We start from the raw sequence: 21,103 nt of genomic DNA, 5'->3' as shown, positions 1-21,103 counted from the left end.
TGTACACTGGCACATAGAATGGCAGATTTACCATCGGTAAGCAAAGGTTGCCCAACAGTCATTCTGTTGCCACAAGGTAGGGGTTGCGGGCATGGGGCTACTACAAGTTGAGCAAATTCGTGAAATCCTTCAGGACGTTCTTTCAGAACATGCCGTTGTGGTTCAAGTCAATCAGTTTCGCAACCAATTAAACATTGTTTTGAATAAGCCCCCCGGCACCGTTGCCCATTATTCTGCCTTGGTGGATCTGCTCAAATCCCGCTTGGGACAGTTTCACCTCGACGATATTGCCCGCATTAAAATTATTGGCCGCATTCAAGGGTCGCCTAAACCCGATTGGGAAGAGGTGATTGATCTACGCCCCCCCAACCCAGCCCTAGCTGCCCCTGTGTATGCTTCCTCAGCTCCGTGGGTGGTGGCGATCGCCGCTGGGGTTGTGAGTTTACTAGTGATCTTTGGCTATCATCTCGGTCAGTGGCAGCAACAGCAACGCATGCAGCAGTTGATTGGCGGTACCCTTGCGCAACAAGGCGTCACCATGGCCGATTTTAAGTGGCACCTCGAGGGCGGTGCACCGTTTATTGTGGGCGTTCTGAAAAACTACAGTGAAGAGCACTTTCGCATGATTCAGGCGGATTTTGAACTCTTTGACAAGGCCGGGCAGCGGGTCGGTGCCGTTTCGGTACAGGTTTATGGCCTTGGTCCTGAGGAAACTTGGCACTTCCGTGAACCCGTGGGCAATCATCAGGCAGTGCGAGCACGACTGGTAAAATTACAGTCATTCCATTAAGTTTTCCCCTAAAAGGGGTAGAGTAAAAACCCTCTATGGCTCACCTCAAAGCCCTGATTTTTGACGTGGATGGCACCTTAGCGGACACTGAGCGGGACGGCCATCGCATTGCCTTCAATAAAGCCTTTGCTGCGGCAGGCCTAGATTGGGAGTGGGATATTCCCCTCTATGGTCAACTGCTGGCGGTGGCGGGGGGTAAGGAGCGGATGAAGTATTACCTTGATCGCTTTCGTCCCGATTGGCTACGTCCCCAAAATTTGGATGCCCTGATTGCCGACCTGCACAAGGCGAAGACCCGCTACTATACGGAGCTATTGGCAGAAGGGGCGATTCCCCTGCGGCCGGGGGTGAAACGGCTGCTCACTGAAGCCCGTGAAGCAGGATTACGTTTAGCGATCGCCACCACGACCACCCCTGCCAATGTCACCGCGCTCCTTGAAAATGCCCTTGCTGCTGATGGCGTCAGTTGGTTTGAGGTGATTGCCGCTGGGGATGTGGTGCCCGCCAAGAAACCTGCGCCCGATATTTACTTCTACACCCTTGAAAAGATGCGCCTCTCGCCCCAAGAGTGCCTTGCCTTTGAGGATTCCGCCAATGGGATTCAGGCAGCCACCGCCAGTCGCCTAGCGACCATTATCACGATCACCGACTACACCAAGGATCATGATTTTCGGGATGCAGCGCTTGTCTTGGATTGCTTAGGGGAACCCGACTACCCCTTTCAAGTGATTCACGGTGAGGTGGGTTGGACGACCTATGTCGATGTGCCCCTATTGCGATCGCTCCACCAACAGTGGACAAGTACGTTGAGTCACCGATGATTTTCTGGCCACAGCGTTTTACAGTGAAGAATATACGAACCTAGCCTGAGTGATTAAAGAACGCAATGTACACGATTGATTTAATTCTGCGTCATGTCCCCATGCCCGTGAGCATTGAACGCAAGGAAAGTGCCGCAGCGACAGCAGCCTATCAGCAAATTCAGCAGGCGATGGCCAGTGGCACCCCGACTGTCCTCGAACTGACGTGCGATCGCCAAGTGGGCAAGAAGTTAACTGTCCTCACCTCAGAAATTGTGGCTGTGCAAATGGCTGATAAGGATGCTCCCTCCAGTGTCACCAGTCGTGGGGGATTCTTTGCCCAGCTCGTGCAGCAAACCAGCAACTAAGGAAAAATCTCTCAACAAAGTTTAATTTTTCTTCGCAATGGTGATTCTTTGCCGTTAGGATACTAAGCAGACTGATCCGTAGGGGAACGTCTAGCGAATCCTCCCCGTCTGAAAGTCAGGTATCTGTGGTGTGTCGTAATAGGGTTGTCTATGGTGAAGCGTTTCCTACCGGTTCTGATTCTGTTGGGGTGTAGTCTTGGTCTTGTGACCCCTGCCCTTGTGCGAGCCCAAGCCAATCAGGGCTTTACGTTTACTTGGGGAGATGGCCCTAGTGGACGGCAGCAACTCCAATACCATCTAGAAAACGGCACCCCCGGTTTTATGGGCGATCGCTACTGGCTGCGCTTGGGTGAACAAAAAGTCGCGATTAATCGCATTAACATTACTTATCCCGATTACTACAATGGCATTATTGATCCTAGGGGTATCGAGGTGCGGGTAGGGGGCGATCGCGGGAATCGCTTTTTTCAATTCCGCCGTAATCTTGGCCAAAAAATTGAATTGGCGGAGGTGTCCCTTGACCGCGATAACCGCGTCATTGACATTGTGCCCGCAGAGGTCATTCCCGCAGGTACGCCAGTACAAGTTGTCTTGAACAATGTCCGCAATCCCAATCATGGCGGGATGTACTACTTCAATGCGCGCATTGGCTCCCCCGGCGATATTCCCCTGATGCGTTATATCGGGACTTGGATTCTGAGTATTGCCAATAACTAAGCCAATAACTCACTGGAACTCAATTTGCCAATTTGCGAACTGGTTCGCCATCCCTAGCCAGATTCGGGCGATCGCCCTAGGCTAGTCCTTGTGTGTCACAGCCGGTTCACTCTTCACGCCTGATGCTAGATTCTGTCAAGTCCTCATTCCCCCACATTTCGCCTCTCCTCACTCCCCTGATGTACCGTCTGGTGGGGGATATTGTCCTGCGGCGCTATTTTCGTACCCTTGAGGTGCAAGGGCAGGAGCAGATACCCAAAAGGGGGCCTGTGATCTTGGCACCCACCCATCGTTCCCGTTGGGATGCGCTCATTATTCCCTATGTGACGGGACGGCGGGTGAGTGGCCGCGACCTCTATTACATGGTCTCCCACGATGAAATGCTGGGACTGCAAGGCTGGGTGATTGGTCAGTGTGGTGGTTTTCCCGTCAATACCCAAGCGCCTTCGGTGAGTGCCTTGCGGACAGGTGTGGAACTTCTGCGGCAGGGACAGGCGTTGGTGGTCTTTCCTGAGGGCAATATCTTTCGCGATCGCCAGATTCATCCCCTAAAGCCGGGCTTGGCGCGTTTAGCCCTTCAGGCAGCTCAGCGCTGTCAAGAAGCGATCCAGATTCTGCCGATTTTACTCGATTATGCTCAGCCCTATCCGCAGTGGGGAAGCGAGGTCAAGGTGATCATTGGTGCCCCCTTGAGTACGGGCAATTACGATGTCACCCACCCAAAAAGTGCTGCCCAAGAACTGACGAGTGATCTTTTGAGGGCACTGCAGCAGCTTCAAGAGGGGCGATCGCTCCTGTGCTTGGCTTGAATCCCTCTAAGAATCCGTAGGCACAATCAAGGCTTCAAATTGTTGGCGAATCTGATCAGTGACTTCCTTGACGGCCTGACGTGCCCCTTGGCGATCGCGCCGATACAGCGGCCAATAGCTCTCTAAATTGAGCGGGTCTCCGACACTGAGGCGCACCTGCCGCAAGCCCACCAAGCGATTCACATTTGGGCTTTTTCCCTCGAGCCAATCAAACGTCCGCCAGAGAATCAGTGCCACATCGGCAAAGCGATCAATCGTGAATTTCTCACGGATATAGCTACCCGTAATCGAGGTAAATCGCTCCGCAAGGCGCATATGACGTAATCGCACATTGGCTTCCTCGGCCAACCAATCGGCTAGACAGCGCTCTACGGCAGACAGTTGTGCCAAATCACCGCGAAACATCCGTTCCCAAGCAGCCTGCTCAATCCGTCGGCAGCGACTCACAAAATCTTCACTGGCCTTAAGACCAAAGTAGGACTCTGCCACTACAAGGGCACTGTTGAGGAGTCGCTGAATTCGTGCCGCCAATTCCGCATTGGGGGAGTCAAAGGGGGGCAGCTCTGGAAAGACTTGGCGGTAGGACGTGGCATAAAAGGTCTCTAGGCGATCCAGTAGGTGCATCGCCAAATTGAGCAGGCGGCGGTAGAGTTCCTCTGGCTGGGTACTGTCGCTATTGGTGGGGCAGCCGAGGCGGTTTTCCAGTTGAGTCATCAGCCAACCCATGCGTTCCCAAGAGGGCTGACTGAGGCTGTACTGAATGCCAACGGGGAGAATGACCACAGGGAGCGATCGCCCCGCCTTAGTTAAATCTTCCAGACACCAAAATCCCAGTTGTGCCACGCCCGGCTCTAAAGGTGCGACCAGTTCATTGTGTTCATTCGTTGCCCCCTCCGGCGCTGCTGCTAGGGGAAATCGTCCCTCCAAGAGTAACTCCCGTGCCGATCGCAGGGCTTGGCTATCGAGCTTGCCGCGCATGATGGAAATCCCCCCCAACCGTGAAAAGAGCCAACCAATTTGCTCCCCTGCCCAGAGGGGAATTCCGCGATCGTAGAGAAAATAACCATTTGTCGGTGGTTGCAGCCGAATCCCCAGTCGCTGAGCGGTCTGGGGCAACAGATGCCACATCAGGTAGCCCATCACCAAAGGATCATCCGTACAAGGATGGCGAAAGGCAATCAGCAGCCGTACCTGCCCCCGTTGAAACTGTTCGTAATAACGGGCAAGGGTCTCGACATTCACCCCTTCCACCCGATTGAGACCAAGGCCGTAGCGGATGTAAAAGGGCAGGAGCCGTGCCGCCGTCCACCAAACTGGATAGCTAAACCGCTGGGGGAGAAAATCCAACGGGGGTTGGGCAGTCGCAACCACACTGGACATGACACAAACTCCTCAGAAACAAGAGTTTAGACTGAGGCAGTGGCCAACTCCGCAATCAACTGTTCCAACATCGGCTGATCCGCCCAATAGACAGCATTACAGAACTGACAGGTGGCTTCCGCCTTCGCCTCTGTGGCTAGAATATCCTTTAATTCTGCCTCCCCTAGGAGCTTGAGTGCCGCTAGCATCCGTTCATGGGAACAGCCACAGTGGAAGCGCACCATTTGCCGTTGGGGCAAGATTTGCAAGTCCATATCCCCAAGGAGTTCCTGAAAGATATCTGGCAGTGTCCGCCCCGCCTGTAGCAGGGGTGTAAAGCCCTTGAGATTGGCCACCCGTTGTTCAAGGGTGGCGATCAGGTGTTCATCATTGGCAGCTTTGGGTAGCACCTGTAACATCAACCCACCGGCGGCAGTCACCCCGGCCTCTTCAACAAAAACACCCAACATGAGGGCTGAGGGGGTTTGCTCTGAAGTGGCGAGGTAGTAGGTGACATCTTCGGCAATTTCCCCGGAGACAAGCTCTACCGTGCTGGAATAGGGATAGCCGTAGCCAAGATCGTGGATGACGTAGAGATACCCCTGATGACCCACTGCCGCACCCACGTCCAGTTTGCCCTTGGCATTGGGGGGCAGTTCAACACTGGGATACTGCACATAGCCGCGAACTGTGCCATCGGCACCCGCATCCGCGAAAACCGTTCCTAGGGGGCCATTGCCTTGAATGCGCACATTCACCCGCGCTTGGGGCTGTTTGAAACTAGAGGCGAGAATTAAGCCAGCGGCCATGGTTCGTCCCAAAGCAGCCGTGGCCACGTAGGACAGTTGGTGGCGTTGGCGGGCTTCATCGGTGAGTTGAGTGGTAATGACGCCCACTGCACGGATGCCTTCAGCCGCAGCCGTTGCTCGCAACAGAAAATCTGCCATGATTAGCCTAAAGAAATGTTTCGTTACACTTAGTTTATCTCCTTTCAATTGACCCTAAGGGCAGCCACCTGACGGGCAACATTTGGGAGACCCCTAGCAAGAACCTCAGGAAATTGGCGATGATAGGCAAACAATCGTGATGCAGCGTCCAGTGATTGCGCCTATGGCCATGTCCTTAACTGTTTTGTCGGCGGCAACTGTCTTGGCAGAAGCAACAGAATTGCCTGAAGGGGGTCTGATTACGGAGATTCCGACGCTGGCGATCGCCCACCGCTTGGCACACCACCTCCGCCACCACTGGCCTTTAGAGACACCCTTGACACTCATTGACGCCCAACACCAGAGCACACTCCTCACCCTTGGCGAATTAGCAGAACTAACGGAGGCCACCTGCCCGCTACAACTGTATGTGCCACCCCCCCTACCAGAGGTACTGATTCAGTTTCAACGCTTGATTGACGTGGTTCGAGAACTGCGCCATCCTGAGCGAGGCTGCCCTTGGGATTTGCAGCAAACACCCACCACCCTCATTCCCTACGTTCTTGAGGAGGCCTATGAAGTCGTCCATGCCCTTCAAGAGGGAGACACCGGGGCGATCGCCGAAGAATTGGGAGACCTGTTGCTGCAAGTCGTGCTCCAGAGTCAACTGGCCCAAGAAGCCAACCAATTTACCCTTGCCCAGGTCATTCAAGGAATTACCGATAAACTGATCCGTCGCCATCCCCATGTCTTTGGTGAAGTGGCTCTCACCACTGCGCAAGAGGTGCGCGACCAATGGGAGCAAATCAAAGCAGCTGAAAAAGGGACAGAAGAACCTCTCCCCCTGAGTCAAAAGCTGCAACGCTATGCCCGTACCCTGCCCCCCCTGATGGCGGGGATGAAAATTGGTGAGCGAGCTAGTCGCGCTGGCCTAGATTGGCCGACCATTAGCGGTGCGTGGGAGAAATTTTACGAGGAACTGGCGGAATTTCAAGAGGCGCTTCTGCAAGGGAATGCCGAGCAACAGGCTGCGGAATTGGGAGACCTGCTCTTTAGTGTGATTAACCTCGCCCGCTGGTGCCAACTTGACCCCGTGCATGCCCTGCAACAAACCTACCAACGCTTTATCCAACGCCTCGAACGCATTGAGGCTGCCATCGATCGCCCCCTTGAAACTTACACCCTAGAAGAACTGGAAGCCCTATGGCAACAGGCCAAGGTACAGTTAGCCGCAGACAACCGAACCGAAGTGCCACCGGAGACCAAACCCGAAGAGGCCTAATCCATGGCTGCCATTTCCACTTTCAGTTCATCGAGATTCCACAGGGCACCCCCCAGCGCCGTGGGATTCGCGCCCACCACATGATTGCGAAAAGCCGTGAGGGAGAGGGGATTCACCAAGTAGATAAAGGGGAGATATTCCTGAGCCAGCCGCTGGGCTTCAGCATAGATTTGCTTGCGCTGTTCTAGATTGAGTTCCTGTGCCCCCTGTACATAGAGATCACTAATGCGCTGCTCCCAGTCAGCCACGACTCGACCCGTAATCGGCGGTTGGTTGGGGGCCGGTTGCTGATTGAACGTATGCAAAAGGCCATCCACGCGCCAGATATTGGCACCGCTATTGGGTTCATTGCCACCCCCTGTAAAACCAAGGATGTGGGCTTCCCACTCTAGGGAATTGGACAGGCGATCTACTAGGGTACTAAAAGCCAAAAATTGCAGATCCACCTGCATCCCGATCGCCCCCAAGTCCTGCTGAATTTGTGTCGCTATCGCCTCACGGATTTTGTTGCCCGCATTGGTAATCAGTGAAAAGCGGACGCGGTTCCCTTGAGCATCAAAGAGGCGACCTTGATTGTCGTAGCGGAAGCCTGCCTCTTGCAGTAATGCCTTGGCTTTGGCCACATCGTAACGGTAGGTGGGCAGTCCCTGCTCTGGGGAGAAGTAAAAGGGGCTTTGTACGGGAATCGTTGAGTGTTGGGGCGCCCCTAGGCCTTGGTAGATATTGTTAATCATCCGCTGGCGATCGAGGGCATAGGCCACTGCCTGCCGGAAGCGGACATCGTTAAACCACGCCGATTTCACCGGATCTACGAGGGGCTTGCCATTGCGCCGCCCACGATTCAGATTAAAACACAAGAAGAGGGTGTTGGGACTCGGTCCACTGTTGTAGATGCGAAACTGGCCGCGCTTTTCTTCCCGCTTGAGGAGGGAAAACATCTCAGGGGTAACGGCAAATAAATCCAGACCGCCTGAGCGAAATTGCAGCATGGCGGTGTCGGTGGATTCCACAATTTGCCAAATAAACCGTTCAAGATGGGGTAGGGGCGATCGCCAGTAAAAGGGATTGCGCCGAAAAATCAGCCGCTGGCTATTCACATAGCGATCCATGACAAAGGGACCATTCCCCACAATCTGCCGTGGATCCGTATCAGTTCCCCACATTGACAAAAACTTCAACCGCCCTTGACTATCCCGTTCTCGTACGGCCTCCCGCAGCAGATGGGCGGGCAAAATCGGCAGACCCGTGTTTCGTAAAAAAGGGGCAAAGGGTTCGGGGAGCTTAAAGGTTACTTGGCGATCGCCTTGGGCAGTCACTTCAGGGAGCAACCCCTTCTGGCCAATACGGAGAATATCGCGGCTACTGGTGGGAATTTCCGGATTGAAATAGATCTCGTTGTAGGTAAAGACCACGTCCTCACTGGTGAGGGGCATCCCATCCGACCACTTTAGGTTGGGCCTAAGTTGGAAAACAATCTCTAGCGTGTCCGGCTTGATTTGCCAAGACTCAGCAAGGGCTGGCTCCAGCTCACCTGTAAGGCCATTTTCTTGAATTAACCCTGTGTAAAGGTAGCCAAAGACATTGGGGGATTCTTGACTGAGGGCATAGTTAAAGGTTTTTGGGTCTGAGGTGACGGCGGTCACCAATTGGTTGCCACGCGGCGTAATTAGGCCAGCACAGCTTCCGAGGCTGAGGGTGCATAGACAAACCAGTAGCGCAATTAGAGGCCATCGCCACCCGCGCATCAGCCGCCACCGACAATCGTGACAATTTCCAAGCGATCGCCCGCCTGCACATAGGTGGTGTCCCAAAACTGCCGATGCAAAATCTCACCATTGTATTCAATGGCAACAAGGCGGGGATGAATATTGAGCAGGTCACAGAGTTCTGGAATTGAGAGCGATCGCCTCAAGGTGTGAGGAGTGCCATTGACATGGATGACGATCGCTGGCTCAACAGGAACCATAGTGACAAGGGCATATCCAACCTAGAGGAACTGGGCAAGGGTTGCTTCAATTTTGGTTTTGGGTACTGCACCCACCAAAATATCCACCTTTTGACCGCCCTTGAAAATCATCAGTGTTGGGATGCTGCGAATACCGTAGTCGGTGGCCACTTTAGAGTTTTCATCGGTATTCACCTTGACAACCTTGACCCTGCCCTGATACTCATTGGCAATTTCGTCAACAACGGGAGCCACCATGCGACACGGTCCACACCAAGGCGCCCAAAAATCCACCAGTACAGGAATATCACTATTTAATACTTCTTCTTCAAAGGTGGCATCCGTGACGGACAATGCACTAGACATAAACAGAACCCTTATAACGAATCAGCAGCCTTAAAAATATACTCTAGCAACCTTTAGGCCACCCTTGGGCTTCGGATTATTTTTTGGTGTTCCAGACCCTAGGCAGTTGCAGCTAGAATTCATTTGAAGTATATCATGCTGTCCCAAGCATCCGAGGGGCTATCGGCGTATAATAAAGTTACCGTTTCCTATCCAGAGGATGTCAACTATGGCAACAAAATCTGCAAAACCCACCTACGCTTTCCGTACCTTTTGGGCTGTGCTGCTGTTGGCCATTAACTTCTTGGTTGCCGCCTACTACTTTGGCATCCTCAAGTAGGACTTCAGAGGAAGGGATGGAGGGGGCACCCTAGCCCCCCATTACTGGTAATCACTTCAACTCACGGCCAAAGGGCAGTAATCCTAAAATCATCAGCTTGAAATGCTGCTGTGCAAAGGGCAGGCCAATAATCGTCACCGCCAAGAGCAACCCCCAAAAGAGGTGATTGAGGGCAATACCCCAGCCCACGACCAAAAGCCACAGGATATTAAAGATCATCGTTAGGGTGCTGTTGGCATCGGGCGCTTCAACAACTTGCTTCCCAAAGGGCAATAGAGCACTCCAGCCCAGTTGAATGGCTTTAATCCCAAAGGGAATGCCAATGATCGTCAGGCACAGCGTCACACCGCCCAGCATATAGCCAATGCCCGTCAGGAAGCCGCCAAAGATTAGCCAAATGATATTGCCCAGAAGACTCATGATCCGCTGCTCCAAACATTACCTAAGCCTAGCCTAGCAAGTAGCCAGTCGAGGAATTCTGCATAGGCAATCTAAGTCTGGAACCATGACGGTGGCAGTTGTCCAAAATAGGTCATCGCGAGGATCAGGGTGAGAATCGTTGTTAAAACTGCAAAAACAGTATTTTTGAGCAGGTTTTGGGGAACGCGATCTTGGCGATAACGGGTAATGGCCTCACGAATGGGCTGGGCGAGTTCAATGGCTATTTCTTCTTGCGTTTCTAGGCGATCGCCCACATCGGCTTTTGTAATGGTGACGAGCGGGCGGTTGTCTTGAACCACGCTGACATTGTCGCGATCGCCCACTCTTTTGATCGTAATGCTCTCAACGGGAATATCTTCATCCTCTGCCACTTGCAGGATACGGCGTTGAATCGCTGCCGCCCGTTCCTCGGGGGTAAAGGAGCCAATGCCTTCACGCACCTCAAACAAAACTTCGCCATCATTGATCGCCTTCACGGGTGCGAAAGGTGACGTCGGGAACCCGTTGCCCTTCACGGTTGGGTAGCATGGTGGAGTCCTCTACATAACGTTGCTTTCTAAAGCGTAGTTGTTATGACTTTAATTTGTCAAGCGACAATGGCTAGTTTTTGATCTCAGGTGCTCCCCTCTAACCTAGGAAGTGATCTACAGCCTTCTGATAGGGTCTCCTGATTGACAGGCTATTTGGAAAACTTTGTGGTTTGACTCAAGTTTGCTATCGTACAGGTAGACTTACTCAGCGTACGATTACGACCACAACCTTTGGCGAGCTTCTGATGGAAGAACTGCTTAAAACCAGCCAAGAATTAGCTGAACTGTTCCCTGACGGTGCGATTTTTATTGGCGGAATCGCAGTTTATCTGCATAGCAAATCCCAAGGTCTATTGCATCTTGCTGAAAGCAGTCATGATGGAGACTTCTACATCTCCCTTATTGATTTTGCAGATTTACGAGATTTGGAAGAGATCACACCAAACCGGCGCTTAAATAAGTATCAGCTCATTAAGAATGGATGGGAATTTGATGTCTATGTTGAAAGAAATAATCATCTCGCTATACCCTTTTGTGAGGTCAATGCAGAAAAAATAGTTATTGATAATTTGCCCTGTGCGTGCTTAGAGCATCTATTAATTCTTAAGTTAGATGCTTATTCTGACAGGTTTCATTCATCAAAAGGCGATAAAGATAAGCGAGATATTATTCGCATCTTAAACATGATGAAAAGTCCAAGAATTGATATTTTGAAAAACTACTTAGATCAAGAAAAAATAAAACTTATTAAATTGGCAATTAGTGATAATTCAAAGTATCTAGAAATGTGCAAAAACAATTCTCAACAAGCAAGTGCATTACGTAAGTCAACACAGAAAAATAGTCAAATTTTGCTCGATTTAGAAGTATGAGAAAACTATATCGCGTTTTTATACCACCGCCAAAATATGAGAAAAGGTGTTACTCCTATGAAATGATTTATACACTTGAGGAAATATGTGAAAAAGCGGGCTACAAATTAAAAGTAACAGGATGCCTAACACCGAAAATAATTTTAGCAGAAAAAGAAAATACAATTGCTTTTGATCGAGAGGGAAATCCAATCTATATCGTAGATGTTAGAGGTATTGATTTGTCGAGACCTGAAGGGTGGGAAATGATTTTGGAAACATTAGCCTATGGCTTTATGGATTACGCCACACGAGAAACGGTGCGTCACCGGTCTTGATTGAACTTCACGGGAGCGTTGATGGAGCAGCAAATTGTCCATGCCACAACAGGACGGGTGCGCTTTCGCGTGCCGCGTGTGCAGCGAGATTCGGCCTACGGAGAGTTATTGGTGCAGTTGCTGGAGTCTTTGGCCATTGTCGAGCGGGTACGGCTCAATCCCCAAGCGGCAACGGTGGTGGTGGAGTATCAACCCCATTTGCTCCATGAAGCGGCGGTCTATGAAAGTTTGAATCACTGTTTTCAGCAAGCCATGGTGGCCATGCCGCAGCCCTTGCCGGATAGTGCGGCTCCTGCGGATGCGATCGCCCTTGAAGATTACGAAGCACAAGTAGAGGCCGATGCTCGCCTTGAAAGCGATTGGGAACGCTTGGGACTGCCCTTGGTGGCCTTGGGGGTCTCGCTCCTCAGTGTGCCCTTGGAATTGCCCTTCGCGGTGGTTGGGGCTACGGTCTTGGCCAGTGCTTGGCCTTGGTTTCAGCGGGTGGGGCATCAGATGTATCAGGGACATCCCCCCAATGTGGATTTGCTCGATAGCCTCTGGATGGCACTGCATACCGTCAATGGCCAGTTCTTAGCGCCTGCCTTGAAGACTGCCCTAGTGGGGGTACGGGCAGATGTGCGCGATCGCCAGCGACGACAACAGTTGCATCGATATCCCAGTGTCTTGATGGCTCACTACGAACACCTGACGGTGGAACGCCAAGGACATTCCCTGACGATTGAAAGTCAGGAGTTACAAGCGGGGGATCTCCTGTGGCTGCGGCCGGGGGATGTTGTGCCCGTAGATGGCAGTGTTGTTGCTGGATTGGCGGAAGTGGAGCCTGCCCATTTTGAATTCTCGCGACAGGTGTGGGTGTGTCGTCCCGGCGATGCTCTCTATGCCGGCTGTCAAATCCTGACAGGACAAGTCCAGCTGCGGGTAGTGCGTACTGGCTGGCAAACACGCCTTGGTCTCATTACAGATCTGCTACACACTGAACCGGTCTATGACAGTGCCCTTGCCCACCAACAGGGGGAATTTGCGCGCCATGCGGTGCTGCCAACCCTTGCCCTCAGTGGTGCCCTCTGGTTGGCTACGGGAGCCTATGGGCCAGCGATCGCCCCCCTACAATTTGACTTTGGCAGTGGTGTGCAACTGTCGCTGCGGACGGTAATGCTCTCGGCGCAGGTATTTGCTGTGCAACAGGGGATCTATTTACCCACCGCTGGTACTTTAGAGCAACTGGCACAACTAGAGAGCTTGGTGATTGATGCGCGCGCAGGTCTTCCCCAGCCCCAACGGGCACAAATCCTGATTCAGCAATTGCGACACCTTGGCCTTCATATCTATCTGCTGCAAGATCAAGGCTCGCCCCTTGAGGGCACCACAGATCTGACGAGCGATCGCCTCACCGATCTGCAGGCCTACCTCGTGGGTAAGCGGCGGCGGGTGGGTTGGATTAGCTTTGGTGACACCTGCTCCTGTCCTGAAGCCACATGGCTACCGATTCGCTGGCAGCCCCCTACCTTTGCCCCCAATGCCAAAGTGGTCGTTCTCTTGGATGGCGACTGGTCTGCCCTTGGCCGTGGCATGGCCATTGCCCGCGATGCCCTAGAGCGCACCTATCAAAATGTCGCCTTGATTTCTCTACCCAATTTAGCCGTTACCTTTGGCGGCATGTTTTTGGGCTTGCATCCTGTGGTCAATGTCGTTACCAACAACGCCACTGCCTTTATGGCCGAGTTTTGGCATGGAAACTCACCCCAGTTTCGTACCGCCCTATTGCCAAGTACACCAACGACCGTCCCCCTGCAACCGCTGCCCCTAGAATCCCCGCAACTAGCGGTGGCCTTATAGAGCGAGGCTATCAAAGCGTCAATAGCGCTGCTTCAAGAAGGTGAGCAGCAACCAAAGTCCCGTCAACCAACTGGCCATGGCAAGGATTAAGAAAATTCCTCCCGGCAGCATCGTCAGCCAACCGGTTCCTCGCAAGAGGTAGAGAATGAGGAAGACGGTGAAACAAGTACCAAAAACATAATAGGCACGGCGCACGGCAAATTAGGTAATGAAGTGTTATAGTGATCTCGTAATGTAAGGGCATGGGACTTGTCAACAGTGAAACAATTGACGTTGATGGGCTATCCCAACATCACCACTTGGTATCTCGAAATGGGGTTGCGCCAACGGCGAGCAGCCATCCCTGCACTCTCGGTTGTGGATAATTGCGAAGGACCGAGTATGAGCTGATCGGCCTGCAACTGGAGGTTCACACCGTTGTGAACTGGGTCGATCAGAAGTGTTGAGCACGTTCCGCCCTGTTACGGCACTTTAAGTTTTTAGCTATTCAAAATCATGAAACACCCCTCAGCGGGTTAAGCAATGCTATGGTTGGGGTAGTTCCCGCCTGAGCGGCTGCGCCTGCTGTGGAATTAGCTTGCGAGGAACGACCGATGTCTGCATTTGCTACCCCCATTACCCCTGCTCCCATTCCCGATAATATCAGCCTGACAGAACTCATTGATAAATACTTCACCGCCTATAACTCAGCACGGCTACGGGAAATTTGCCAATTGTTGAGCCAACGGGTGTTTCGGCCAGAAGTGACGGTTGGTCTGAGCCTCTCAGGGGCGATGACGCCTGCGGGTTTGGGAATCTCGGCTCTGGCGCCTTTGGTGCGCGCTGGGTTTATTGATTACATCATCAGTACTGGAGCAAACCTCTACCACGATATTCACTATGCCCTCGGCATGGATCTCTATGCGGCGCATCCTTTTGTCGATGATGTGCAACTGCGCAAGGAAAGCAAAATCCGCATCTATGACATTATCTTTGACTACGATGTGCTCCTTGAAACTGACGCCTTTTTGCGGCAAGTGCTGCGCAGTGAAACCTTCCAACGCCGCATGGGCACCGCCGAGTTTCACTATCACCTAGGGCGCTATGTCCGCGAACTGGAAGTGCAGCGGGGACAAACCCATTCCTGTCTCTTGGCCACGGCCTATGAGTGTGGGGTGCCCATTTACACCTCCTCCCCCGGTGATAGCTCCATTGGTATGAATGTGGCGGCGATCGCCCTCGAAGGGTCGAAACTGATCATTGACCCCGCCATTGATGTCAATGAAACCGCTGCGATTGCCTACTTTGCCCGCGAAGCCGCTGAAGGAAATGGTAAGAGTGCCGCTCTCATTATTGGTGGCGGGAGTCCGAAAAACTTCCTGCTGCAAACCCAGCCACAGATCCACGAGGTTTTGGGATTAGAGGAACGGGGGCACGATTACTTTATTCAGATTACCGATGCGCGGCCGGATACGGGTGGCCTCTCGGGCGCTGTGCCCAGTGAAGCCGTCAGTTGGGGCAAGGTGGATCCCCAAGGGTTGCGGGATACCGTGGTCTGCTACACCGATAGCACGATCGCTCTTCCCATCCTTACCGCCTACTGCCTCAATCGCTGTCAACCCCGTCCCCTCAAACGCCTCTACGATCGCCGCGGCGAAATGGTCGAACGCCTCCAACAGCTCTACCTGCAAGCGCAACTTCAGCACAAGGTGAAAGACCTGCCCCCTGCAGCACCTGTAGCCACCTATCCCTGTGGTACACCGATTCGTCGGGGCTAGTCACAGCGGCGGGGGATCCGCAGGGATCCCTCGAAGGCTCGCGCGAGATTTTCAGGGGTAAAGACCTCACTGGTGCGGCCATAGGCTAGGATGCTGCGGTTCACCAGCACCACCTGATCACAAAAGGTGGTAATCGAGGAGAGATCATGAGTGGAGATGAGAATTGTGTGCCCCTTCTCCCGCTCCGCCATGAGGAGATCAATAATCAGTTTCTCCGTTTTTACATCCACACCCGCAAAGGGTTCATCCAAGAGCAACACCTGTGCTTCTTGGGCAAAGGCGCGGGCAAGGAACATGCGTTTCTTTTGTCCGCCGGAGAGTTCGCCAATTTGGCGGTGCCGCAGAGGCCACAATTCCACCTGTTCTAGACTTTCCCCTACCCGCTGGCGATCGCGCGCGGTTGGTTGGCGCAGCCAGTTCATTTTGCCATAGCGCCCCATCATCACGACATCCCAGACCCGCAGCGGGAACTGCCAATCGACATCTTCACTTTGGGGTACATAGGCCACAAGGGACTGCCGTTGTACCTGCTGTCGGGGTAAGCCATGAATGCGTACCTGACCTCGGATCGGCTTGACAAACCCCATGATGGCCTTGAAAAGGGTGGATTTACCAGCCCCATTCATCCCCACGACCCCACAGATCGTGCCGGCGGGCAGTTGCAGCGTTGCCCCATGGAGGGCAAGATGGCGATGATAGGCCACCGTCACATCTTGTAAATCAATGGCAGGGCTAGAAATCATGAGGCTGTCCTCCCGGTAAGACCGCGAATCAGGGTGTGGATGTTGTAGCGCAGGAGTTCAAGATAGGTGGGTGCATTGCCCTCAGGGGGCGATAGGGAATCCACATAGAAAATGCCGGCAAAGGTAGCGCCAGACTCCCGTGCCACCTGTTGTTGCGGACCTGCATTAACCGTACTTTCGCAAAAGACAGCGGGAATCTGTTGCCGTCGCACAATGTCAATCACCCGTGTCATTTGTCGCGGCGTCCCTTCCTCATCGGCATTCACAGGCCAGAGATAAACTTCTGTGAGGTTGTAGTCCCGTGCTAAATAGGAGAAAGCGCCTTCACAGGTGACGATGTAGCGTTTGTTGGCGGGGAGGGCTGCTAGGGCTTGACGTAGCTCTTGATCAAGGGCGCGAATTTGGGCTTTATAGGCTGCGGCGTTGGCGGCATAGATCTCCGCGCCAGCAGGATCGAGCTCTGTGAGCGCTTTGCGAATGTTGTCAACATAAATCAGGGCATTTTGGGGTGACATCCAAGCATGGGGGTTGGGTTGTCCGCGGTAGGCATCCTCTTGAATGGGAATGGGGGTAATCCCCTCTGTGAGCGTGACGCGGGGCACATTCGGTAGGCTGCTGTAGAAGCGATCGCCCCAGCGTTCGAGGCCAAGGCCATTTTCTAAAATGAGGGCGGCTTCCTGTCCCCGCACCAAGTCACTGGGAGTAAATTCATAGCTGTGGACTTCCGCTCCCGGTTTAAGGAGGGATTCCACCCGCAGGCGATCGCCCGCCACCTGCTGCGCCATATCCGCAAGGACTGTAAACGTGGTCAGCACCAAGGGGCGTTCATCCCGGTCGGTTTGCATTTGACCAGTTGTTTCCCGCTGCTCAGGCGCAAGAGCGGCACATCCCCCCACTACGAGTACTCCCACCAATAACCAACTCAGTTTCCGCATTGCATTTTCATAATCCTTTCATAATTCTCAGGCTAACACAGAAGCTTCAAGAAAATGAAATAAAAATGAAAAGCTCCCCCTTGGAGGGCGATCGCCCCGTCCGATACACTGAGGGGAGACGAAGTCATGGGAAAAAACGGTGAAACGACGCAAACGCTGGCTCGCTCTTTTGGTGATACTGCTCCTCTGGTTGGGAACCTTCCTGCTGCCGCCGCTGGCGATCGCGCTGCCTGTTGAACATCCGTTAATTGCTGCCCTGCCCCAAGGGAATGCCATTACTGATCCCAAAGCGCTGCTCCGTTGGGCCTTACCGATTGACAATCCAACGGTACGAGAACTGCAAAAGGATCTGGAACAAATCTCTTTTTGGGTGCGGGGCAAACAGTGGTCAAAAATTGCCAGTAACATCAGCAAGGCGAAAGCCATTGTTCGCGATCGCGCCGATGAACTGCTCAAAAGTATCCCTGCCGAGAAACAGGCGGCGGCCAAAACCCTCTTGGCGGAGTTAGAGACCTCCCTCGATACACTTCAGGAAGCCGCCAAAGCCAAAGATCGCAGCCAACTCTTGCCCGCTAAAGCCGCTGCCCTCGACAAAGTGGGGGACTTGGAGGCCATGATGGTACAAAACGTGAGCTATACGCCTCCCAAGGGCTACGAGAACCTGCCGCGATTGCTGGGGCGTGCCACCGTGGAAATGGAAACCACTAAGGGGAACCTGACGATTGTTGTCGATGGTTACAGTGCCCCCCTGACCGCCGGCAACTTTGTGGACTTAGTACAACGCCACTTCTACGATGGCCTCCCCTTTACCCGTGCTGAGGAATCCTATGTGCTGCAAGCAGGGGATCCCCCAGGGCCAGAGGTGGGCTTCATTGACCCCAAAACCCAGCAGTACCGTGCCATTCCCCTTGAAATTCTGGTGGAGGGCGACAAGTATCCCCTCTATGGCATCACCCTTGAGGATGCAGGGCGTTACTTAGAACATCCCGTGCTCCCCTTTTCCGCCTATGGCACTGTCGCCTTGGCGCGTCCCAACGATGATCCCAATGGTGGCTCGTCACAATTTTTCTTTTTGCTCTTTGAACCCGAACTGACGCCCGCCGGCCTAAATCTCTTGGATGGTCGCTATGCCGTCTTTGGCTATGTCGTAGAGGGAGAAGAAACCCTGCGGCAATTGCGCCAAGGAGATAAAATTCTCTCGGCTAAGGTGGTGGAGGGCCTTGAAAATCTGATACAACCGGCGTAGGTTAGGATGTCCAGTATAGACACCGTTGAGAGAGTGCGATGATTGTCAAGGTTGCGCCTGCCCTTTGCCTGCTCCTAGTCAGTACCCCTGCTTGGGCTGCCAATCCAGCCCATTTAGAACAACTGCGGCGCACGGGCAACTGCCCCAACTGTGATCTCAGCTATGCCCGCTTGCGGGGTCGGAATCTTCAAGGAGCGGATCTGCGGCGGGCAAACCTCAATGCTGCCAATTTACGCGGTGCCAACCTGAGCAGCGCCAACCTCAGCGGGGCTGTCCTCAATAATGCTGATTTAACGAAGGCCAATCTCACCAATGCCAACCTCAGCGGGGCAAGCCTACTCATCACTCGTTTGGATCGAGCCATTCTCGTGGGGGCGAAGTTAGTGGATGCGATTCTCGGGGGGCGCGATCGCCTAGCACGGGTACGGACATTCCGCGATGCCACCTTGCTCAATGGTCAAAAGGCGCTCTTTCTCGAAGAACCAACTGGCCGCTAGCCTATGGGGATTGCGATCGCCAGCTTTATTATTTTGTTCCTGCTCAGCGAAGCCGTATTGCACCTACGGCAGTGGGTAATTCCCTTTCCTGTCGTCTTAATTGCTGCGGTTGGTTTAGTGGTGGCCTCCAATTGGTCGCTCCTTCGCCGTGAGTAGCCTCCCTATCCTAGACATAACGGCTAAATGTCTAGAGGAACTCCTCGCGTGGCATCAGGTGCACCATCCGCAATTGAGTGCCCAATGGCAGCCCCTCTATGAGTTGCGCGATCGCCTCCACCAGAGCGCATGGCACATTGTTGTCTTGGGTCAAGTGAGCCGCGGCAAGTCCACCCTTTTGAATGCCCTCTATGGCGAAGCGATTTTTCCCGTGGGCGCCCTTCATGGCACGACTCAATGGCCGCGAACGGTTCGCTGGCACTGTCAAGATCAAATCGTCGATCTCACTGATACCCCTGGGCTGGATGAAGTAGCGGGTAGTAACCGCGAAAGCATGACATGGAGTGCCGTTGAGACTGCCGATCTTGTCCTTTTTGTGACCCAAGACAGCCTTACCCCCGTCGAATGCCAAGCCCGCGATCGCCTAAACACCCTTAGGATTCCCCACAAGCTGATTCTCACCAAGGCGGATCTCTACCCGCCAATGGCCGAAGGTATTGCCGTGAGCAGCACAACAGGTCAAGGCATTCCAGAACTGCGACAGCTTCTTCAGCAGTGGTTACAACAGGAGGCTCCCCAAGCCCGTGCCCTGCGAATTCTCCACCAAGCCAGCCAAGTTGAACAGAACCTCGGGGCAGCTCTTGGCACGCAAGACACGTCGGCATGGTCTTGGTTAACCGCACAGATGGTGGGTAGCCTGCTGCTGCCGGGGGGATTTTTCGATGTCGTGCTGGCGATAATCAGTACCCTTGCCTATATCCGCAAAGCGTGCCAAGCCTATGCCGTGCCCTTTCCCCTACCGGCCTTTGGGAGTCTGAGTCAGTTTGTCTTACTGTGGTATGCGGCGATTTATCTTTCTAGTTGGCAAGGCTTGACCTTCGGCAGTGAACTCTGGGGAGTCAATACGACTGTTGTCCTCCAGGGGGGAGTGATCTTCTGGGGCTACCAACAGATTCGCCGCCGCCTAGACCCCTATCTTCAGCAGGGCTATCAATGGGGACACCATGGACCCCAACGGCTGTTGCAGCAACTCACTCAAACCCGTGCCAATGTGACGGCCTCCGGCTGATCTTGGTATTTGCCCCGCCGCGTTTCATAACTGACATCGCAGGGTTCACCCTCAAAAAAGAGCAATTGCACCACTCCCTCATTGGCGTAGATGCGACAGTCTGCACTGGAAGAATTTGAGAATTCTAAGGTCAGATGGCCTCGCCAGCCCGCCTCTGCCGGTGTCAGGTTAGCAATAATCCCCGCACGGGCATAGGAGCTTTTACCAATACACAGAACCGTGACATTTTCAGGAACCTGTAGGCGTTCTAGCGCCACCCCAAGACCGTAGGAATGGGCGGGCAAAATAAAGAAGGCACCATTGGCATCTTCATGGAGGGGCGCAGATTCCAGATTGGCAGGGTTAAAGTTTTTGGGATCCACCACTGTCCCCGGCACATGGCGAAAGATACGAAACTCCTTCGGGCTGAGGCGAATATCGTAACCGTAGGAAGAAAGGCCAAAACTAATCACGGGCTGCTCAGCCACCCGCCGCACCAGTGTCGGTTCAAAAGGCTGAATCATGCCCTGAGCCGCCATGGCCCGAATCCAAATGTCATTTTTAATCATTGTGCTGTCGCGATCGCACAAACAACCAATGTATCTTACAGCCCTTTTCCCATGAATAGAACACGCTCAACACTGTGCAGAGACTTAACGCTTTGCTTCCCACTGACCCCAGCGATAGCCGAGTTCAAACCAAATCAGCGAATTGACAAAATAGATCGCGACCACCGTTAACCCTTGCCATAGTTGACCCAACTCAGGCCAAAGCCACGGCAACAGAACAAATCCAACGGCGAGACCAATGAGGAAGCCAAGACCTGTTCCCCCTGCCATGACAAGCATGATGAACAAGCCCCCCAGTTCTAGCTTGCTAGGCAACTTGCGGCGAAATAGCCAAAAATAAAACTGCATGAGGTAGAGATGCGGCCACGTCAGCAGGAAGATAACCGCCAGTAAGAGACTAGAGAATAGGCCTCCCACACTCTAGAAAATTCCAGAAACAACAGTGGTGCTGCGCCCCAGTATAGCGAGAAGG

Annotated in this window: 28 protein-coding genes; 16 read left to right on the top strand and 12 right to left on the bottom strand. The window is 53.3% G+C overall.

The features are described 5' to 3' along the window. Positions 1–91: 91 nt before the first annotated feature. The 5 genes from M0646_RS02090 to M0646_RS02070 all read left to right on the top strand — a co-directional run bounded on the left by M0646_RS02090 (position 92) and on the right by M0646_RS02070 (position 3,484). On the top strand, positions 92–790 hold the full coding sequence (locus tag M0646_RS02090; protein ID WP_190278163.1) for an FxLYD domain-containing protein: 699 nt from the start codon (positions 92–94) through the stop codon (positions 788–790). Positions 791–825: 35 nt separating this feature from the next. After that, on the top strand, positions 826–1,611 hold the full coding sequence (locus tag M0646_RS02085) for an HAD family hydrolase (protein ID WP_286626385.1): 786 nt from the start codon (positions 826–828) through the stop codon (positions 1,609–1,611). Between the two features lie 65 nt (positions 1,612–1,676). After that, positions 1,677–1,958, top strand: coding sequence for a hypothetical protein (locus tag M0646_RS02080; RefSeq protein ID WP_149817711.1), 282 nt, complete (start codon positions 1,677–1,679; stop codon positions 1,956–1,958). Between the two features lie 150 nt (positions 1,959–2,108). Then, on the top strand, positions 2,109–2,675 hold the full coding sequence (locus tag M0646_RS02075; protein ID WP_149817709.1) for a DUF2808 domain-containing protein: 567 nt from the start codon (positions 2,109–2,111) through the stop codon (positions 2,673–2,675). 122 nt (positions 2,676–2,797) lie between these two features. After that, the gene (locus tag M0646_RS02070; protein ID WP_286649818.1) at positions 2,798–3,484 is read left to right on the top strand and encodes a 1-acyl-sn-glycerol-3-phosphate acyltransferase; all 687 of its coding nucleotides are present in this window, start codon (positions 2,798–2,800) and stop codon (positions 3,482–3,484) included. Between the two features lie 6 nt (positions 3,485–3,490). Here the strand turns inward: M0646_RS02070 and M0646_RS02065 are convergent, their stop codons facing one another. After that, a complete protein-coding gene (locus tag M0646_RS02065; RefSeq protein ID WP_149817705.1) occupies positions 3,491–4,864 on the bottom strand; it encodes a 1-acyl-sn-glycerol-3-phosphate acyltransferase in 1,374 nt (457 codons plus the stop codon). A 26-nt stretch (positions 4,865–4,890) separates the two neighbouring features. Beyond that, positions 4,891–5,790 (bottom strand): Hsp33 family molecular chaperone HslO, encoded by a 900-nt coding sequence (gene hslO, locus M0646_RS02060; protein WP_149817703.1) that lies wholly within the window; start codon positions 5,788–5,790, stop codon positions 4,891–4,893. A gap of 139 nt (positions 5,791–5,929) precedes the next feature. On the opposite strand from hslO, the gene mazG reads away from it, so the two are divergent. Next, positions 5,930–7,051, top strand: a complete 1,122-nt coding sequence (mazG, locus tag M0646_RS02055; RefSeq protein ID WP_315863176.1) for a nucleoside triphosphate pyrophosphohydrolase — start codon at positions 5,930–5,932, stop codon at positions 7,049–7,051. On the opposite strand, the gene M0646_RS02050 is transcribed toward mazG, so the two are convergent. Genes M0646_RS02050 through trxA form a run of 3 tightly spaced genes read right to left on the bottom strand, consistent with a single transcriptional unit; the run spans position 7,048 to position 9,362 of the window. After that, positions 7,048–8,796, bottom strand: a complete 1,749-nt coding sequence (locus M0646_RS02050) for an ABC transporter substrate-binding protein (protein WP_286649817.1) — start codon at positions 8,794–8,796, stop codon at positions 7,048–7,050. The two genes, mazG and M0646_RS02050, sit on opposite strands and share 4 nt — an antisense overlap. Beyond that, positions 8,796–9,017: a sulfur carrier protein ThiS gene (thiS, locus tag M0646_RS02045; RefSeq protein WP_149817699.1), complete on the bottom strand. Its 222-nt coding sequence runs from the start codon at positions 9,015–9,017 to the stop codon at positions 8,796–8,798. Before thiS ends, M0646_RS02050 begins: the two co-directional genes overlap by 1 nt. A 21-nt stretch (positions 9,018–9,038) precedes the next feature. Next, positions 9,039–9,362, bottom strand: a complete 324-nt coding sequence (gene trxA / locus M0646_RS02040; RefSeq protein WP_149817697.1) for a thioredoxin — start codon at positions 9,360–9,362, stop codon at positions 9,039–9,041. Between the two features lie 208 nt (positions 9,363–9,570). On the opposite strand from trxA, the gene psaX reads away from it, so the two are divergent. Further along, positions 9,571–9,681, top strand: coding sequence for a photosystem I protein PsaX (gene psaX / locus M0646_RS02035; protein ID WP_081711791.1), 111 nt, complete (start codon positions 9,571–9,573; stop codon positions 9,679–9,681). Positions 9,682–9,732: 51 nt separating this feature from the next. Here the strand turns inward: psaX and M0646_RS02030 are convergent, their stop codons facing one another. Next, on the bottom strand, positions 9,733–10,101 hold the full coding sequence (locus M0646_RS02030; protein ID WP_149817695.1) for a YccF domain-containing protein: 369 nt from the start codon (positions 10,099–10,101) through the stop codon (positions 9,733–9,735). A gap of 71 nt (positions 10,102–10,172) precedes the next feature. Further along, complete coding sequence (locus tag M0646_RS02025; RefSeq protein ID WP_286649816.1) at positions 10,173–10,598, bottom strand: hypothetical protein; 426 nt, start codon at positions 10,596–10,598, stop codon at positions 10,173–10,175. A gap of 299 nt (positions 10,599–10,897) precedes the next feature. Between M0646_RS02025 and M0646_RS02020 the strand changes: the two genes are divergently transcribed. The 3 genes from M0646_RS02020 (at position 10,898) to M0646_RS02010 (ending at position 13,680) form a co-directional block, all read left to right on the top strand. After that, positions 10,898–11,524 (top strand): hypothetical protein, encoded by a 627-nt coding sequence (locus tag M0646_RS02020; protein WP_149817687.1) that lies wholly within the window; start codon positions 10,898–10,900, stop codon positions 11,522–11,524. 62 nt (positions 11,525–11,586) lie between these two features. Beyond that, positions 11,587–11,841, top strand: a complete 255-nt coding sequence (locus M0646_RS02015; RefSeq protein ID WP_149817685.1) for a hypothetical protein — start codon at positions 11,587–11,589, stop codon at positions 11,839–11,841. A gap of 21 nt (positions 11,842–11,862) precedes the next feature. After that, positions 11,863–13,680 (top strand): HMA2 domain-containing protein, encoded by a 1,818-nt coding sequence (locus M0646_RS02010; RefSeq protein ID WP_286649815.1) that lies wholly within the window; start codon positions 11,863–11,865, stop codon positions 13,678–13,680. Positions 13,681–13,698: 18 nt separating this feature from the next. Here M0646_RS02010 and M0646_RS02005 read toward each other — a convergent pair whose 3' ends face one another. Beyond that, positions 13,699–13,875, bottom strand: coding sequence for a hypothetical protein (locus M0646_RS02005; RefSeq protein ID WP_286626373.1), 177 nt, complete (start codon positions 13,873–13,875; stop codon positions 13,699–13,701). 63 nt (positions 13,876–13,938) lie between these two features. On the opposite strand from M0646_RS02005, the gene M0646_RS02000 reads away from it, so the two are divergent. Further along, positions 13,939–14,070, top strand: a complete 132-nt coding sequence (locus M0646_RS02000) for a hypothetical protein (RefSeq protein ID WP_255451698.1) — start codon at positions 13,939–13,941, stop codon at positions 14,068–14,070. Positions 14,071–14,273: 203 nt separating this feature from the next. After that, positions 14,274–15,437 carry a homospermidine biosynthesis protein gene (gene speY, locus M0646_RS01995; RefSeq protein ID WP_286649814.1) on the top strand — a complete coding sequence of 388 codons (1,164 nt, stop codon included), beginning with the start codon at positions 14,274–14,276 and terminating at the stop codon, positions 15,435–15,437. Here speY and M0646_RS01990 read toward each other — a convergent pair. Then, positions 15,434–16,180, bottom strand: coding sequence for a metal ABC transporter ATP-binding protein (locus M0646_RS01990; RefSeq protein ID WP_149817677.1), 747 nt, complete (start codon positions 16,178–16,180; stop codon positions 15,434–15,436). The genes speY and M0646_RS01990 overlap by 4 nt on opposite strands. Beyond that, positions 16,177–17,115, bottom strand: coding sequence for a metal ABC transporter substrate-binding protein (locus M0646_RS01985; RefSeq protein WP_149817675.1), 939 nt, complete (start codon positions 17,113–17,115; stop codon positions 16,177–16,179). The genes M0646_RS01990 and M0646_RS01985 overlap by 4 nt, the downstream gene beginning before the upstream one ends. 190 nt (positions 17,116–17,305) lie before the next feature. Between M0646_RS01985 and M0646_RS01980 the strand changes: the two genes are divergently transcribed. From M0646_RS01980 to M0646_RS01965, 4 genes are read left to right on the top strand one after another with little or no spacing between them, the layout of a single operon-like run. Then, positions 17,306–18,361 carry a peptidylprolyl isomerase gene (locus tag M0646_RS01980; protein WP_399363169.1) on the top strand — a complete coding sequence of 352 codons (1,056 nt, stop codon included), beginning with the start codon at positions 17,306–17,308 and terminating at the stop codon, positions 18,359–18,361. A gap of 38 nt (positions 18,362–18,399) precedes the next feature. Beyond that, positions 18,400–18,858 carry a pentapeptide repeat-containing protein gene (locus M0646_RS01975; protein WP_149817671.1) on the top strand — a complete coding sequence of 153 codons (459 nt, stop codon included), beginning with the start codon at positions 18,400–18,402 and terminating at the stop codon, positions 18,856–18,858. Between the two features lie 3 nt (positions 18,859–18,861). Continuing rightward, positions 18,862–19,014, top strand: a complete 153-nt coding sequence (locus tag M0646_RS01970; RefSeq protein WP_190278162.1) for a hypothetical protein — start codon at positions 18,862–18,864, stop codon at positions 19,012–19,014. Beyond that, positions 19,007–20,083: an Era-like GTP-binding protein gene (locus tag M0646_RS01965; protein WP_286626365.1), complete on the top strand. Its 1,077-nt coding sequence runs from the start codon at positions 19,007–19,009 to the stop codon at positions 20,081–20,083. Before M0646_RS01970 ends, M0646_RS01965 begins: the two co-directional genes overlap by 8 nt. Here the strand turns inward: M0646_RS01965 and dcd are convergent. Both dcd and M0646_RS01955 read right to left on the bottom strand, forming a co-directional pair. Further along, a complete protein-coding gene (gene dcd, locus M0646_RS01960; protein WP_181496856.1) occupies positions 20,050–20,631 on the bottom strand; it encodes a dCTP deaminase in 582 nt (193 codons plus the stop codon). The genes M0646_RS01965 and dcd overlap by 34 nt on opposite strands. Before the next feature lie 84 nt (positions 20,632–20,715). After that, on the bottom strand, positions 20,716–21,048 hold the full coding sequence (locus tag M0646_RS01955) for a hypothetical protein (RefSeq protein WP_286626364.1): 333 nt from the start codon (positions 21,046–21,048) through the stop codon (positions 20,716–20,718). Positions 21,049–21,103: the final 55 nt, after the last annotated feature.

Source organism: Thermosynechococcus sp. B3 (assembly GCF_030323045.1).
GTDB lineage: Bacteria > Cyanobacteriota > Cyanobacteriia > Thermosynechococcales > Thermosynechococcaceae > Thermosynechococcus.
The sequence above is the reverse complement of the archived record's forward strand: the minus strand, read 5'-3'. Positions and strand labels throughout refer to the sequence as shown.

What these genes read in the sequence shown, in the direction of transcription:
- M0646_RS02090 (WP_190278163.1), top strand. Translation starts at nt 92, where the DNA reads ATGGGGCTACTACAAGTTGAGCAAATTCGTGAAATCCTTCAGGACGTT.
- M0646_RS02085 (WP_286626385.1), top strand. Translation starts at nt 826, where the DNA reads ATGGCTCACCTCAAAGCCCTGATTTTTGACGTGGATGGCACCTTAGCG.
- M0646_RS02080 (WP_149817711.1), top strand. Translation starts at nt 1,677, where the DNA reads ATGTACACGATTGATTTAATTCTGCGTCATGTCCCCATGCCCGTGAGC.
- M0646_RS02075 (WP_149817709.1), top strand. Translation starts at nt 2,109, where the DNA reads ATGGTGAAGCGTTTCCTACCGGTTCTGATTCTGTTGGGGTGTAGTCTT.
- M0646_RS02070 (WP_286649818.1), top strand. Translation starts at nt 2,798, where the DNA reads ATGCTAGATTCTGTCAAGTCCTCATTCCCCCACATTTCGCCTCTCCTC.
- M0646_RS02065 (WP_149817705.1), bottom strand. Translation starts at nt 4,864, where the DNA reads ATGTCCAGTGTGGTTGCGACTGCCCAACCCCCGTTGGATTTTCTCCCC.
- hslO (WP_149817703.1), bottom strand. Translation starts at nt 5,790, where the DNA reads ATGGCAGATTTTCTGTTGCGAGCAACGGCTGCGGCTGAAGGCATCCGT.
- mazG (WP_315863176.1), top strand. Translation starts at nt 5,930, where the DNA reads ATGCAGCGTCCAGTGATTGCGCCTATGGCCATGTCCTTAACTGTTTTG.
- M0646_RS02050 (WP_286649817.1), bottom strand. Translation starts at nt 8,796, where the DNA reads ATGCGCGGGTGGCGATGGCCTCTAATTGCGCTACTGGTTTGTCTATGC.
- thiS (WP_149817699.1), bottom strand. Translation starts at nt 9,017, where the DNA reads ATGGTTCCTGTTGAGCCAGCGATCGTCATCCATGTCAATGGCACTCCT.
- trxA (WP_149817697.1), bottom strand. Translation starts at nt 9,362, where the DNA reads ATGTCTAGTGCATTGTCCGTCACGGATGCCACCTTTGAAGAAGAAGTA.
- psaX (WP_081711791.1), top strand. Translation starts at nt 9,571, where the DNA reads ATGGCAACAAAATCTGCAAAACCCACCTACGCTTTCCGTACCTTTTGG.
- M0646_RS02030 (WP_149817695.1), bottom strand. Translation starts at nt 10,101, where the DNA reads ATGAGTCTTCTGGGCAATATCATTTGGCTAATCTTTGGCGGCTTCCTG.
- M0646_RS02020 (WP_149817687.1), top strand. Translation starts at nt 10,898, where the DNA reads ATGGAAGAACTGCTTAAAACCAGCCAAGAATTAGCTGAACTGTTCCCT.
- M0646_RS02015 (WP_149817685.1), top strand. Translation starts at nt 11,587, where the DNA reads ATGATTTATACACTTGAGGAAATATGTGAAAAAGCGGGCTACAAATTA.
- M0646_RS02010 (WP_286649815.1), top strand. Translation starts at nt 11,863, where the DNA reads ATGGAGCAGCAAATTGTCCATGCCACAACAGGACGGGTGCGCTTTCGC.
- speY (WP_286649814.1), top strand. Translation starts at nt 14,274, where the DNA reads ATGTCTGCATTTGCTACCCCCATTACCCCTGCTCCCATTCCCGATAAT.
- M0646_RS01990 (WP_149817677.1), bottom strand. Translation starts at nt 16,180, where the DNA reads ATGATTTCTAGCCCTGCCATTGATTTACAAGATGTGACGGTGGCCTAT.
- M0646_RS01985 (WP_149817675.1), bottom strand. Translation starts at nt 17,115, where the DNA reads ATGCGGAAACTGAGTTGGTTATTGGTGGGAGTACTCGTAGTGGGGGGA.
- M0646_RS01975 (WP_149817671.1), top strand. Translation starts at nt 18,400, where the DNA reads ATGATTGTCAAGGTTGCGCCTGCCCTTTGCCTGCTCCTAGTCAGTACC.
- M0646_RS01970 (WP_190278162.1), top strand. Translation starts at nt 18,862, where the DNA reads ATGGGGATTGCGATCGCCAGCTTTATTATTTTGTTCCTGCTCAGCGAA.
- dcd (WP_181496856.1), bottom strand. Translation starts at nt 20,631, where the DNA reads ATGATTAAAAATGACATTTGGATTCGGGCCATGGCGGCTCAGGGCATG.